This window comes from Citrobacter sp. MGH105 (assembly GCF_001037485.2).
In the GTDB taxonomy this organism is placed as follows: domain Bacteria; phylum Pseudomonadota; class Gammaproteobacteria; order Enterobacterales; family Enterobacteriaceae; genus Citrobacter; species Citrobacter portucalensis.
The window spans coordinates 3,525,344-3,539,462 of record NZ_CP073048.1 but is presented as its reverse complement, the minus strand read 5'-3'; the positions used below and the strand labels follow the sequence as shown (position 1 = coordinate 3,539,462).

14 protein-coding genes are annotated in these 14,119 nt (G+C 52.5%); 6 read left to right on the top strand and 8 right to left on the bottom strand.

Features of this window, described 5'->3' with window-relative positions; genetic code table 11:
* Nucleotides 1–59 precede the first annotated feature (59 nt).
* From galM to modE, 6 genes are all read right to left on the bottom strand, one after another.
* Complete coding sequence (gene galM / locus SK35_RS17145; RefSeq protein ID WP_048214651.1) at nt 60–1,100, bottom strand: galactose-1-epimerase; 1,041 nt, start codon at nt 1,098–1,100, stop codon at nt 60–62.
* Entirely contained in the window at nt 1,094–2,242 is a 1,149-nt protein-coding gene (gene galK, locus SK35_RS17140) for a galactokinase (RefSeq protein WP_048214650.1), read from the bottom strand. Before galK ends, galM begins: the two co-directional genes overlap by 7 nt.
* A gap of 3 nt (nt 2,243–2,245) precedes the next feature.
* Nucleotides 2,246–3,292, bottom strand: coding sequence for a galactose-1-phosphate uridylyltransferase (gene galT / locus SK35_RS17135; RefSeq protein ID WP_032942745.1), 1,047 nt, complete (start codon nt 3,290–3,292; stop codon nt 2,246–2,248).
* Between the two features lie 9 nt (nt 3,293–3,301).
* Nucleotides 3,302–4,318, bottom strand: coding sequence for a UDP-glucose 4-epimerase GalE (galE, locus tag SK35_RS17130; RefSeq protein ID WP_003831462.1), 1,017 nt, complete (start codon nt 4,316–4,318; stop codon nt 3,302–3,304).
* Between the two features lie 217 nt (nt 4,319–4,535).
* Complete coding sequence (gene modF, locus SK35_RS17125) at nt 4,536–6,008, bottom strand: molybdate ABC transporter ATP-binding protein ModF (protein ID WP_048214649.1); 1,473 nt, start codon at nt 6,006–6,008, stop codon at nt 4,536–4,538.
* Nucleotides 6,009–6,075: 67 nt separating this feature from the next.
* Nucleotides 6,076–6,864, bottom strand: coding sequence for a molybdenum-dependent transcriptional regulator (modE, locus tag SK35_RS17120; RefSeq protein ID WP_048214648.1), 789 nt, complete (start codon nt 6,862–6,864; stop codon nt 6,076–6,078).
* A gap of 129 nt (nt 6,865–6,993) precedes the next feature.
* Here modE and SK35_RS17115 point away from each other — a divergent pair, with 129 nt between their 5' ends.
* The 4 genes from SK35_RS17115 to modC all read left to right on the top strand — a co-directional run bounded on the left by SK35_RS17115 (nt 6,994) and on the right by modC (nt 9,851).
* A complete protein-coding gene (locus SK35_RS17115; protein ID WP_020996536.1) occupies nt 6,994–7,143 on the top strand; it encodes an AcrZ family multidrug efflux pump-associated protein in 150 nt (49 codons plus the stop codon).
* Between the two features lie 184 nt (nt 7,144–7,327).
* A complete protein-coding gene (gene modA / locus SK35_RS17110) occupies nt 7,328–8,101 on the top strand; it encodes a molybdate ABC transporter substrate-binding protein (protein WP_048214647.1) in 774 nt (257 codons plus the stop codon).
* Nucleotides 8,101–8,790, top strand: a complete 690-nt coding sequence (modB, locus tag SK35_RS17105) for a molybdate ABC transporter permease subunit (RefSeq protein WP_008784169.1) — start codon at nt 8,101–8,103, stop codon at nt 8,788–8,790. The genes modA and modB overlap by 1 nt, the downstream gene beginning before the upstream one ends.
* Before the next feature lie 2 nt (nt 8,791–8,792).
* Nucleotides 8,793–9,851, top strand: a complete 1,059-nt coding sequence (gene modC / locus SK35_RS17100) for a molybdenum ABC transporter ATP-binding protein ModC (protein ID WP_048214646.1) — start codon at nt 8,793–8,795, stop codon at nt 9,849–9,851.
* Here the strand turns inward: modC and SK35_RS17095 are convergent, their stop codons facing one another.
* On the bottom strand, nt 9,852–10,670 hold the full coding sequence (locus tag SK35_RS17095; protein ID WP_008784170.1) for a pyridoxal phosphatase: 819 nt from the start codon (nt 10,668–10,670) through the stop codon (nt 9,852–9,854).
* Between the two features lie 165 nt (nt 10,671–10,835).
* Here SK35_RS17095 and pgl point away from each other — a divergent pair, with 165 nt between their 5' ends.
* Entirely contained in the window at nt 10,836–11,831 is a 996-nt protein-coding gene (pgl, locus tag SK35_RS17090; protein WP_020996535.1) for a 6-phosphogluconolactonase, read from the top strand.
* 56 nt (nt 11,832–11,887) lie between these two features.
* Here pgl and SK35_RS17085 read toward each other — a convergent pair whose 3' ends face one another.
* Nucleotides 11,888–12,838 carry a LysR family transcriptional regulator gene (locus SK35_RS17085; RefSeq protein WP_048214645.1) on the bottom strand — a complete coding sequence of 317 codons (951 nt, stop codon included), beginning with the start codon at nt 12,836–12,838 and terminating at the stop codon, nt 11,888–11,890.
* A gap of 178 nt (nt 12,839–13,016) precedes the next feature.
* Between SK35_RS17085 and SK35_RS17080 the strand changes: the two genes are divergently transcribed.
* Nucleotides 13,017–14,069, top strand: coding sequence for a 4-oxalomesaconate tautomerase (locus SK35_RS17080; protein ID WP_048214644.1), 1,053 nt, complete (start codon nt 13,017–13,019; stop codon nt 14,067–14,069).
* Nucleotides 14,070–14,119 lie beyond the last annotated feature (50 nt).

Sequence of the window (14,119 nt, the reverse complement as noted above, 5' to 3'; positions counted from 1 at the left end):
TGTGATAAACAAATAACAGGCCCGCTACGTTACGTCATCGGGCCTGTGAGGGGAAAGGATCAGACTGGAATAAACTGATATTCCGTCACGCTGGCATACTCTTCACCCGGGCGTAAGAAGCAGTCCGGCTGCTGCCACTCTGGATGGTTTGGGCTGTCCGGGAGAAACTCACTTTCCAGCGCCAGACCTTGCCAGTCTTCGTAGGCGTCTGGCCCACGAGATGGTGTACCGCCGAGGAAGTTGCCGGAGTAAAACTGCAATGCTGGGGCGGAGGTGTATACCACCATCTGCAGTTTTTCATCCTGGGACCACAGTCGGGCGACCGGCGTACGCGCATTGCCCTGTGCCTGAAGCAGGAAGGCGTGATCGTAACCTTTCACCTTGCGCTGATCGTCATCGGCAAGAAATTCACTGCTGATGATTTTAGGCGTGCGGAAATCGAAAGTGCTACCAGCGACGGATTTCAGCCCGTCATGCGGGATGCCCATTTCATCAACCGGCAAGTACTCGTCCGCCATAATTTGCAGCTTATGCTGGCGCACATCCGTTTTGTCACCGTCGAGGTTAAAATAAACGTGATTCGTCAGATTCACCGGACAGGGCTTATCGACCGTGGCGCGGTAGGTTATCGAAATACGATTATCGTCAGTCAGGCGATACTGCGCGGTGGCGCAAAGATTACCAGGGAAACCCTGGTCGCCATCGTCAGACGTTAAGGCAAACAGCACCTGACGGTCATTCTGATTCACTATCTGCCAGCGACGTTTGTCGAAACCGTTCGGTCCGCCGTGCAGTTGGTTGTTGCCCTGACTTGGTTCCAACTCAACGGTTTCGCCGGCAAAGGTATAGCGGCTGTTGGCGATACGGTTAGCGTAGCGACCAATTGAAGCGCCCAGAAACGCAGCCTGCTGCGGGTATTGTTCCGGACTGGCGCACCCGAGTAATGCTTCGCGCACGCTACCATCGCTAAGCGGAATACGTGCAGAGAGCAGTGTCGCGCCCCAGTCCATGAGCGTGACGACCATCCCTGCGTCATTGCGCAGGGTGAGCAGGCGAAACGGCTGACCGTCCGGTGCCTGCACAGGGATTTCGCTTAACATTGTCCTGCTCCTTGTGAAGGTTTGCAGACGTAGAATGTTTCTTTGATACCGGTTTTTGCTTCGTATTGTTGCGCGACGGCCTGCTGTACGGCAGGCACCAAATCTTGCGGGATCAGCGCCACGATGCAGCCGCCGAAGCCGCCGCCGGTCATACGGACACCGCCTTTATCGCCGATGGTCGCTTTGACAATCTCGACCAGCGTATCAATTTGCGGCACGGTAATTTCAAAGTCATCGCGCATTGAGGCGTGAGATTCCGCCATCAGCTGGCCCATGCGCAGCAGGTCGCCTTTTTCCAGCGCCTGAGCGGCTTCAACGGTACGCGCATTTTCCGTGATCACGTGGCGAACGCGTTTGGCGACAATCGGATCCAGTTCGTGGGCGACGGCGTTAAACGCTTCAAGGCTGACATCACGCAGCGCTGGCTGCTGGAAGAAACGCGCGCCGGTTTCGCACTGTTCGCGACGGGTGTTGTATTCGCTACCGACCAATGTGCGTTTAAAGTTACTGTTGATGATCACCACCGCGACGCCCTCAGGCATGGAAACGGCTTTGGTGCCCAGCGTACGGCAGTCGATCAGTAGCGCATGATCTTTCTTGCCAAGTGCCGAGATCAGTTGATCCATAATGCCGCAGTTACAGCCGACAAACTGGTTTTCAGCTTCCTGGCCATTCAGGGCAATCTGCGCGCCGTCGAGCGGCAGATGATAGAGCTGCTGGAATACCGTACCAACAGCGACTTCCAGTGAGGCAGAAGAGCTTAAGCCCGCACCCTGCGGGACGTTACCGCTGATCACCAGATCAGCACCGCCAAAGGCGTTATTGCGCTTTTGCAGATGTTTCACTACGCCACGCACGTAGTTTGACCACTGCTGGCTGTCATGAGCGATAATCGGCGCATCAAGCGAGAACTCATCAACCTGATTATCGTAATCAGCGGCGATCACACGGACTTTTCTATCGTCGCGTGCCGCACAGCTGATAACGGTTTGATAGTCGATAGCGCAGGGCAGAACGAAGCCGTCGTTATAATCGGTATGTTCACCGATCAGGTTCACACGACCCGGTGCCTGAATAGTATGGGTGGCAGGGTAGCCAAATGTTTCAGCAAACAGAGATTGTGTTTTTTCTTTCAGACTCATTATTTAAACTCCGGATTCGCGAAAATGGATGTCGCTGACCGCACGCAGTCGTTCAGCCGCTTGTTCTGCCGTCAGGTCGCGCTGGGTCTCCGCCAGCATTTCGTAACCGACCATAAATTTGCGCACGGTTGCCGAACGCAGCAGCGGCGGATAAAAGTGCGCGTGCAACTGCCAGTGTTGGTTTTCTTCTCCGTTAAACGGCGCGCCGTGCCAGCCCATGGAGTAGGGGAATGAGCACTGGAACAGATTGTCGTAACGACTGGTCAGTTTTTTCAACGCCAGCGCCAGATCAGCGCGCTGTTCGTCGGTCAAATCGGTGATACGCAGAACATGCGCTTTCGGCAGCAGCAGCGTTTCGAACGGCCACGCGGCCCAGTAAGGTACTACCGCCAGCCAGTGCTCGGTTTCTACGACCGTACGGCTGCCGTCCGCCAGCTCACGCTGGACGTAATCAACGAGCATCGGCGCGCCTTGTTCGGCGAAGTATGCTTTCTGCAGGCGATCTTCACGTTCGGCTTCGTTAGGCAAAAAGCTGTTGGCCCAAATTTGTCCGTGTGGGTGCGGGTTCGAGCACCCCATCGCTGCGCCTTTATTCTCAAATACCTGCACCCAGGGATAGGTTTTGCCTAAGTCTTCAGTCTGCTCCTGCCACGTTTTCACTATTTCTGTTAGCGCAGGGACGCTGAGTTCCGGCAGCGTTTTGCTGTGATCGGGCGAGAAGCAAATTACACGGCTGGTACCGCGCGCGCTCTGGCATCGCATCAACGGATCGTGACTGTCCGGCGCGTCCGGGGTATCGGACATCAGCGCTGCAAAGTCATTGGTAAAGACATAGGTCCCGGTGTAATCCGGGTTTTTGTCGCCGGTAACGCGCGTATTGCCAGCGCACAGGAAGCAGTCCGGGTCATGTGCAGGCAGTACCTGCTTAGACGGAGTTTCCTGCGCCCCTTGCCACGGGCGTTTGGCGCGATGTGGTGATACGAGGATCCACTGCCCGGTGAGCGGGTTAAAACGGCGATGTGGATGATCGACAGGATTGAATTGCGTCATGATTGGTCCTTAATCCGAATATCCCTGCGGGTGGCGTGACTGCCAGTGCCAGGTATCTTGTGCCATTTCATCCAGTGTGCGGGTCACGCGCCAGTTGAGCTCGCGATCGGCTTTGCTGGCATCCGCCCAGTAGGCCGGAAGATCGCCATCACGGCGCGGGGCGAAATGGTAATTCACCGGTTTACCGCAAGCTTTGCTGAAGGCGTTGACCACGTCCAGCACGCTGCTGCCGATGCCTGCACCGAGGTTGTAAATATGTACGCCCTGTTTGCCCGCCAGTTTTTCCATGGCAGCAACATGGCCGTCGGCGAGATCCATCACGTGGATGTAGTCGCGTACGCCGGTACCATCTTCAGTAGGGTAGTCATTGCCAAATATGGCAAGAGATTCGCGACGGCCAACGGCAACCTGCGCGATGTAAGGCATCAGGTTGTTTGGAATACCTTGCGGATCTTCCCCCATATCTCCCGATGGATGAGCGCCAACCGGGTTAAAGTAGCGCAGCAGGGCAATGCTCCAGTCGGGCTGTGCTTTTTGCAGATCGGTCAGGATCTGTTCCACCATCAGCTTGCTTTTGCCGTACGGACTTTGCGGCGTGCCGGTGGGGAAGCTTTCAACGTAAGGAATTTGCGGCTGATCGCCATAGACGGTCGCGGAGGAGCTGAAAATGAAGTTTTTCACGTTAGCAGCGCGCATTGCATTCACCAGACGCAGAGTGCCGTTGACGTTGTTGTCATAGTACTCCAGCGGTTTGGCAACGGATTCTCCAACGGCTTTTAAACCGGCAAAATGGATGACCGTATCAATGGCATGATCGTGCAGAATTTCGGTTATCAGCGCTTCGTTACGGATGTCTCCTTCCACGAAGGTCGGATGCTTGCCGCCTAAACGCTCAATGACGGGCAGTACGCTGCGCTTGCTGTTGCAGAGATTGTCCAGGATCACCACTTCGTGACCGTTTTTCAGCAACTGCACGCAAGTGTGGCTTCCAATGTAACCGCTACCACCTGTAACCAATACTCTCATAATTCGCTCCGTTAAGCCTATGGTATGCAATAACCATAGCATAACAAAGATGCGAAAAGTGTGACACGGAATAAATTAGTGGAATCGTTTACACTCCAGTGTTTTCACTCGATACTGCCAGTTACTTTATTATAAATCATTATGTTAGGTTGTTATTTCAGCACTTGTCTGAAAAAAAAACAGAAAAAAGGGCGTGATAAACGCCCTGGCATGAAAATTAACGCAGAGAGGTTTGTCGATAGGCGTAGATATCACCCTCGGGTACAAACTCTAGCCGATGGGTAATGCAGGCAGGGGCATCTTCGGCGTGATGAGAGACAAACAAAAGCTGAGTTTCACCTTCACCGATCAGGACATCCACAAACCGACGGATCAGTTGACGGTTGAGCGGATCTAATCCTTGCAACGGTTCATCGAGGATCAGCAACGTAGGATGTTTCACCAGTGCACGAACAATCAATGCCAGCCGCTGCTGCCCCCAGGAAAGACTATGAAATGGTGCATCCGCGGTATGTTTATCGATGCCCAGAATATCCAGCCACTGTTGTACCAGCTTGTGCTGCCTGTCGGAGACGGCCTGATAAATGCCGATTGAATCGAAATAACCGGAGAGAATAACGTTGCGAACTGTCGTGCTTACCCGGTAATCCAGATGCAGGCTGCTGCTGACATAGCCAATATGTTTTTTGATATCCCAGATAGTTTCACCGCTGCCCCGGCGGCGGCCAAACAGGGTCAGGTCGTTGCTATATCCCTGGGGATGATCGCCGGTGATTAAACTGAGCAGGGTTGATTTCCCCGCACCGTTGGGGCCGATGATTTGCCAGTGTTCCCCCGGATTTACCCGCCAGCTCAGATGATGCAGGATAGGGCGATCGTTATACGAGACGGTGCCGTCGTTAAGCACAATGCGCGGCTCGTTATCTGACAGCGTGTGGCGCACCGAAGGCTCATCCGGTTCGGGTAACTGGATGCCTTCCAGCCGCTCGCTATGGGCAAGCTGAGCGATTAATGCCTGTTGCAGAAGGTCGGGTTTTGCACCGGTTTCCGTCAGCGTGCAGTCGGCAAGTACGCCGGCAAACTGCACGAACTCAGGAATTTCATCAAAGCGATTAAGCACCAGTACCAACGTTAAACCGGCCCGGTGCAACTCAGCGAGCAACTCTGCTAACTGGCGACGGGACGCCACGTCCAGCCCGTCAAAGGGTTCATCAAGGATCAGTAAATCCGGTGTGGACATTAATGCCTGGCAGAGTAGGGTTTTGCGCGTTTCACCGGTGGAAAGGTATTTGAAACGCCTGTTAAGTAGGGATGAAATGCTAAACTGCTGCGCCAGTGCAGCGCAGCGGGCGGGGTCGTGAACTTCGTCCTGAATGATTTCTGCGGTAGTGCGCCCGGTGTCGTCTTCACCGGGACTAAGAAGATCGGTGTTGTTTCGCTGCCACTCGTCGCTGACCAGCTTTTGTAGCTGCTCAAAAGAGAGTCGGGTAATACGTGTGAACTGACAGTGACGTTCGCCTTTCAGAAGCGGTAACTCGCCCGCCAGCGCGCGGGCCAGCGCAGATTTCCCGCTGCCGTTAGAGCCAACAAACGCCCAGCTATCACCCGCGTTTAACGTCAACGCATCTAACTGGAGCGTTTTTGTGTCGCTAAGACGAAACGTGCCTTGCGAAATTTGCAACGATGACATTTTGTATCCCATTATTTGCAGCGATGAATAACAGGGATACGTGTTCTTCAGGCTGATGTCAATTAACTCAGCACAGTGTGGCGATAATCACCCTGTCCGCATTAAAATATGCTGTGACGTTAGCGCCTTCCGTGAATGTGTGGGCCTGCTCTATCGGCAAAGTCGCGCACAGCGTCTGGCCGTCTGGCAAGGTCATCAACACTTCACACTGCTCCGCTCCGCGTTCGATATGGCTAATCGTGCCCTGCAACTGGTTATCGGCGGCCTGAGCGATCGCGTCGTCCTGAGTGATTCCCACCCATGGCGCTTTCAACAGAATCAGTACTTCTTTGCCTTCCTCAAGCCCGAGACGCTCGCCGCTTTGTGCAGTGATTGCCACTTTCAGGCGCGTTTCGCCATCCGCCAGCAGCACGTCGACATGCTGTTGAACCTGATCGTGGTCGCGGGCGGTAATGGTGCCAAACCACTGGTTACGGGCGCTGGTTTGCAGCGAAAAGCGAGAGATCGCCGCCAGCAGGCTATTGAGCGGCAGTGCGTCGTCATCGCTCAAAACATCGAAGGCTTTCTGTTGGATTTGCGCCAATAAATCATACAACTGGATTAAGCGTTGGCCGTAGCGCGTTAATACCGCGCCGCCGCCGCCTTTGCCGCCAGTGGCGCGCTCAACCAGCGTCTGCTCGCTGAGCTGATTCATTTCGTTAATCGCATCCCAGGCGCTTTTATAGCTGATACCTGCATCCTTCGCGCCCTGACTGATGGAGCCGGAAAGCGCAATGTGCTTAAGCAGAGAAATGCGACGGGGATCGGCAAACAGTTTTTGCTGAAGTTTCAGCGTAAGAAGGATTTCGGCCTGCATCACAAGCTCCTGGCAAAAGGGGTATTGTGACGGAAAACCGCGCGCGCGCAAAGCCAACCGCACAAAAGGGGAGTGCTTTTCTGTGTTATGTGGTTAGAATACAACTAAGGACTATATCTGGAGTTGACCATGTTAGAGTTATTGAAAAGTCTGGTATTCGCCGTAATTATGGTTCCTGTGGTGATGGCTGTCATCCTGGGGCTGATTTACGGACTGGGTGAAGTGTTCAACATCTTCTCCTCTATCGGTCAGAAAGACCAGTCCAGACAGAATCATTGATTCCCCAAACGCCCGCTCAGTCGGGCGTTTATATTTTTTGCCTGCCAACTCGTTTTCTCAAGATCTTGCTTTCCCTGCCGATATTTTCTTTGTGTAACCTCTAATTGGTATCAATAACCACTGGGAAAATCCTGGTTTACTCGTTATATTTGCGCCTACATAACGAAACGCAAAGGAGTTACAGATGGCACGTACATGGTTACGCTTGTTTGCAGGGGCAACACTTTCTCTTACCGTTGCCGGGCATGCGCTGGCGGATGAAGGAAAGATTACCGTTTTTGCAGCGGCTTCGCTGACCAACGCGATGCAGGACATTGCAACGCAATATAAAAAAGAGAAGAACGTTGATGTTGTCTCCTCTTTTGCTTCTTCTTCCACGCTGGCGCGTCAGATTGAAGCAGGCGCACCGGCCGATCTGTTTATTTCTGCCGATCAGAAATGGATGGACTACGCGGTAGACAAGAAGTCGATTGATACCGCATCGCGTGAAACGCTGTTGGGTAACAGTCTGGTGGTGGTTGCGCCGAAAGCCAGCGCGCAGAAAGACTTCACCATTGACAGCAAAACCAACTGGGCCAGTCTGTTGAACGGTGGACGCCTGGCTGTCGGCGATCCGGAACATGTTCCGGCAGGCATTTATGCCAAGGAAGCACTGCAAAAATTGGGCGCATGGGATACTCTGGCGCCGAAACTGGCACCTGCGGAAGATGTTCGCGGTGCGCTGGCGCTGGTAGAACGTAACGAAGCGCCGCTGGGGATCGTCTATGGTTCCGATGCTGTCGCCAGTAAGGGCGTAAAAGTTGTTGCGACTTTCCCGGAAGATTCGCACAAAAAAGTGGAATACCCTATCGCGATTGTTGATGGGCACAAAAACGCAACGGTTAGCGCGTTCTATGATTACCTGAAAGGACCGCAGGCTGCTGAAATCTTTAAACGTTATGGATTTACGACCAAGTAATGATACTGACCGATCCTGAATGGCAGGCAGTCATCCTGAGCCTGAAAGTTTCTTCCCTGGCTGTATTGTTTAGTTTGCCGTTTGGGATCTTCTTTGCCTGGCTGCTTGTGCGATGCAAGTTCCCGGGCAAAGCGCTGCTCGACAGCGTTCTGCATTTGCCGCTGGTTCTGCCGCCGGTCGTGGTAGGCTATCTGCTGTTGGTCGCCATGGGGCGGCGCGGATTCATTGGCGAATGGTTGTACGACTGGTTTGGCATTACCTTTGCCTTTAGCTGGCGCGGTGCGGTACTGGCTGCAGCGGTGATGTCTTTTCCTCTGATGGTACGGGCAATTCGTCTGGCGCTGGAAGGTGTCGACGTCAAGCTGGAGCAGGCGGCCCGCACGCTGGGAGCCGGACGCTGGCGTGTATTCATGACCATTACGCTACCGCTGATGCTGCCCGGCATTATTGTCGGTACGGTGCTGGCGTTCGCGCGTTCCCTCGGGGAATTCGGCGCAACCATTACTTTTGTTTCCAACATTCCTGGTGAAACCCGCACCATTCCTTCGGCGATGTATACCCTGATCCAGACTCCCGGCGGCGAAAGCGCGGCGGCGAGATTGTGTATCATTTCTATTGTTTTAGCGCTGATTTCGCTGCTGATTTCTGAATGGCTGGCGCGTATTAGCCGTGAGCGGACGGGGCGATAATTATGCTGGAACTCAATTTCTCCCAGGCGCTGGGGACGCATTGCCTGACGCTCAACGAAACGCTGCCAGCCAGCGGCATCACCGCTATTTTTGGCGTTTCCGGTGCGGGTAAAACCTCACTGATTAACGCCATCAGCGGCCTGACGCAGCCGCAGTCCGGACGCATCGTGCTCAACGGTCGGGTCTTAAACGACGTCGAGAACGGTATCTGTTTAACGCCGGAAAAACGCCGGGTGGGCTATGTTTTCCAGGATGCGCGCCTGTTCCCGCACTATAAAGTGCGCGGCAACCTGCGTTACGGAATGGCGAAAAGCATGGCCGGACAGTTTGATAAGCTGGTGGCGTTGTTGGGCATTGAACCGCTGCTTGACCGTCTGCCTGGCGGTCTTTCTGGCGGTGAAAAGCAGCGTGTCGCCATCGGTCGGGCGCTGCTGACCGCGCCTGAGTTATTGCTGCTTGATGAGCCGTTAGCCTCACTGGATATACCGCGTAAACGCGAACTGCTGCCTTACCTGCAACGCCTTGCACGTGAAATCAATATTCCGATGCTGTATGTCAGCCACTCGCTTGATGAGATTTTGCACCTGGCGGATAAAGTGATGGTGCTGGAGAACGGGCAGGTCAAAGCGTTTGGTTCGCTGGAAGATGTCTGGGGTAGCAGCGTGATGCACCCCTGGCTGCCTAAGGAACAGCAAAGCAGTATTCTGAAAGTCAGCGTGCTGGAACATCATCCACACTATGCGATGACCGCGCTGGCGCTCGGCGATCAGCATCTGTGGGTCAATAAGCTGGAGCAACCGCTGCAAACCGCGCTGCGTATTCGTATTCAGGCCTCTGATGTTTCACTGGTGCTCCAACCCCCCCAGCAGACCAGTATTCGTAACGTTCTCCGGGCAAAAGTCGCGCAATGTTATGACGATAACGGTCAGGTGGAAGTTCAGCTTGAGGTGGGCGGTAAGACGCTGTGGGCAAGGATCAGCCCGTGGGCCAGGGATGAACTGGGTATCAAACCTGGCCTGTGGCTGTACGCGCAAATTAAGAGCGTATCGATTACCGCCTGATTACAGCAGGTGGGAGTAGATAAATTTCGCAATGCTGTCTGTGGTGTTGTCACCAATCACGATGTTGGCGCGGGCTTTGACCGCGTCATCCGCGTTGCCCATCGCCACTCCGGTACCTGCGGCTTCCAGCATGCTGATGTCGTTAAAGTTATCGCCAAAGGCAATCACGTTTTCCATTGACCCGCCCTGTGCTTCAATCCACTGGGTCAGGCGTCGTCCTTTGCTGTTGCCTTTACGGGCAATGTCGACCTGATCGTGCCAGGACCATTCACACTCCAGTCCCAGCTGTTGCTCGACGTGCCGACCAAACTGCTGCAATTTCGGAATATCTTCATCGGTCAGGGCAAATTTCCAGACGGCGTTAACGTCATGCGCGGCCTGCGCCAGCGAAGGAACCTGGGTGAAGGTCGGGCGCTGTTCCGGCGGCAGAGTTTGTGCCCAGTTAGCGGTACGCACCACATGCCCGGTTGGGCGCTCATACAGCATGGCCTCATCCACATACATCAGCCCGTGGATCTGATGTTCATCCAGCATTTCGATCAGCTGTAATGCCTGGTCAACCGGGAGGGGATCGGATTCCAGTACCTTTTTTGCCTGATAATCATACAAGTAGGTACCGTTACAGCAAATTGCAGGTGTATCCAGCGCCAGTGCCTGATAAAAAGGATGAATAGCAACGTGATGGCGACCTGTGACAATGATAAGTTGGTAGCCTGCTTCTCTGGCGCGCGAGAGCGCTTCGAGGGAGGATGGCAGCAAGGTTTTTTTCGGGGTCAACAGGGTACCGTCTAAATCCAGGGCAATCACGCGTGCGGTCATAGTTTTTTCCAGATTAAGGTTGAGAATTTTGTCTGCTGGAATGGTACACCGAGACGGGAGCCGGACAAAATTCTGAGCCTTAATTAAGCATTCACCGTTAAAAGCGTCTACCTTAGGCGTGTGTCAGGCAATTGCAGCCACCTGCCAAAAAGCAAAGGAGTATTCATGAAGCAAACCGTTTATACCGCCAGCCCTGAAAGTCAGCAAATCCACGTCTGGAGCCTGAATCACGATGGTTCTCTGACGCTGACGCAGGTGGTTGATGTACCGGGTCAGGTACAGCCGATGGTCGTCAGCCCGGATAAGCGTTACCTCTATGTTGGTGTGCGCCCGGAGTTTCGCGTGTTGGCTTATCGTATTGCGCCTGATGACGGAGCGCTGACCTTCGCGGCAGAGTCTGCGCTGCCGGGTAGCCCGACGCATATTTCTACCGATCATCAGGGACGTTTCGTGTTCGTAGGCTCTTATAACGCGGGTAGCGTTAGCGTCACGCGTCTGGAAGATGGCCTGCCGGTGGAACTGGTTGACGTGGTAGAAGGTCTGGATGGTTGCCACTCAGCCAACATCTCTCCGGATAACCGTACCCTGTGGGTTCCGGCGTTGAAACAGGATCGTATCTGCCTGTTTGACGTTAGCGATGATGGCCATCTGGTTGCGCAGGAACCAGCTGAAGTGACCACCGTTGAAGGCGCGGGCCCGCGTCATATGGCGTTCCATCCGAATAAGCAATATGCCTACTGCGTGAATGAACTGAACAGCTCTGTTGATGTCTGGGAGCTGAAAGATCCGTACGGCAAGATTGAGTGTGTGCAGACACTGGATATGATGCCTGCTGATTTCGCGGATACCCGTTGGGCAGCAGATATTCACATCACACCGGATGGTCGTCATCTGTATGCCTGTGATCGTACCGCCAGCCTGATTACGGTCTTTAGCGTCTCTGAAGATGGCAGCGTGCTGACCAAAGAAGGTTTCCAGCCTACCGAAACTCAGCCGCGCGGTTTTAATATCGATAACAGAGGTAAATACCTGATTGCAGCCGGGCAAAAATCGCACCATATCGCGGTATACGAGATTGCTGGCGAACAAGGACTGTTGACGGAGAAAGGTCGTTACGCGGTAGGACAAGGCCCGATGTGGGTGGTTGTTAACGCGTACTAAAACGCCAGGCGTTATAAACGATCCGCAATCTTGTGAAGATTGCGGATTTTTTTTGCTTATTTAGCAAACGACATGTTTTCCTGACACTTAGCCACAGATGTCCAAAGGCTATCTGTATCATCTGCCCATAAATTAAGTAGAAGAGAGAAGAAACGTTCAGCGGGAGGGGAGAGGATAGCGTCTTTACGCCGAATAACTCCCAGCGTGCGTCTAATCACAGGCTCAACCAGTGGGATCCCTATCAGCGTTGGATGCGGCGTTTGCGGCATTGCTAACCCTGGTAATGCGGAAACACCTAGTCCAGCTTCAACCAGACCCAGCGAAGTGGACAGATGACGAACCTCGTAAAACCAGTTCAACTTCCACGGTTTGTCGGACAAATGTTGTTCAATCAATAATCGGTTACCGCTTGAGGAACGAACGCCTATCAGTTTGTAATTCAGCAATTCTTGCCACTCAACCAACTGCTTACTCGCGAGCGGATGATCGCGTCGACAAGCCAGAACAAACGGTTCATTAACCAGTGGAGTGAACTCGATAGAGGAATTTGTGATGTTGTTCATGTTTATTCCAAAATCTGCCTCATTACAAAGTACGGATTCCATACAATTATTCGTACCTTGTTCAATAATTCGCACTTTGATATTGGGATATCGTTCATTAAATTTTCCAATTGCCAACGGCAAGAAATAGAAAACCGCGGTAGGAATACAGGCTAATGTCACTATGCCGTGATGATGAACATTCATTTCACTGATGTTAAAAATGGTCTCATCCAACGCTCTAATTAATTCTCTGGCTTCAGGTAAAAGCATTGCCCCCGCTTTTGTTAATGTGACTTTGCGAGTTGTTCTTTCAAATAGCTGGGTGTGTAAATACTCTTCCATTTTTTTAATCCTGCGCGTTAATGCAGGTTGCGTAATATTGAGTAACTTGGCGGCATTGTTAAAAGAATCGGACTCTGCCAACGTAACAAATGCCTTCATGCTCGATAACTCGTGTTTCATTTTGACTCCGGACTCAATCAGGGAAGCCCCTGTCTAAGATGAAAGTGTCCAGTGTATCCGCAATTCATAAATTTTAATTAATAAAAATAAATCACTAATCACACAAACAAAGTCATTAGCCACCCTATTCATGACATGCAACCATGTATGTAGTGGAAATAATATTGAGAGCATTGTTATGAAAAAAATACCTTGCGTTATGATGCGTGGAGGAACCTCCAGGGGTGCATTTTTATTAGCACAAGATTTACCAGAAGAAGAAAAACAGCGGGATGAAATATTGATTGGGATTATGGGTTCTGGCAATGCGTTGGAAATAGATGGCATTGGCGGTGGCAATCCGTTAACCAGTAAAGTCGCGATTATTAGTCTTTCAAACGACCCCAACGCTGATATCGATTATTTATTTGCTCAGGTACTGGTACATGAGCAACGGGTCGATACCACACCCAACTGTGGCAATATGCTTTCCGCCGTTGGTGCGTTTGCTATTGAAAAGGGGTTGATTGCTGCTTCTACGCCGACCACCCGCGTACGCATTCGCAATGTGAACACCAACACGTTTATCGAAGCTGATATACAGACGCCGCATGGTGTTGTTGAGTATGAAGGAACGGTAAGAATTGACGGTGTCCCGGGAACATCGGCCCCTATTGCGTTGACGTTTCTTAATGCCGCAGGTTCTAAAACCGGGCATATTTTTCCGACGGGCCAACACATCGATTATATCAACTCAGTTCCGGTGACCTGTATGGATATGGCGACACCTGTCGTAATTATTCCTGCCGAATACCTTGGGAAAACGGGCTATGAATCAGCGGAAGAACTGGATGCAGACAATGAATTATTGTCGCGCATTGAGTCTATTCGTTTACAGGCCGGTGAAGCTATGGGGCTGGGTGATGTCAGCAATAAGGTTCTCCCAAAACCGATTCTCATCTCTGCACCTCAACACGACGGCGAAATTAATGTTCGTTATTTTATGCCGCACTCTTGCCATAAAGCGCTGGCGATTACCGGGGCGATAGCTATCGCCAGCAGCTGTGTCATTAACGGTACTGTTTCGCGTCAGGTAACGGCGGGGGCGCATTACGGGAATATCACTATCGAACATCCTGGCGGCACTCTTGATATTCATTTAACCAATAAAGGGGATGAACCTGAAACTATCAGAGCTTCGGTTATTCGGACCGCCAGAAAAATATTCGCTGGTGATGTTTTCCTTCCCTGACAGCATTGGCCTCATTTCTCTGCGATCGCAGAAAAACGAAAATACTGTAT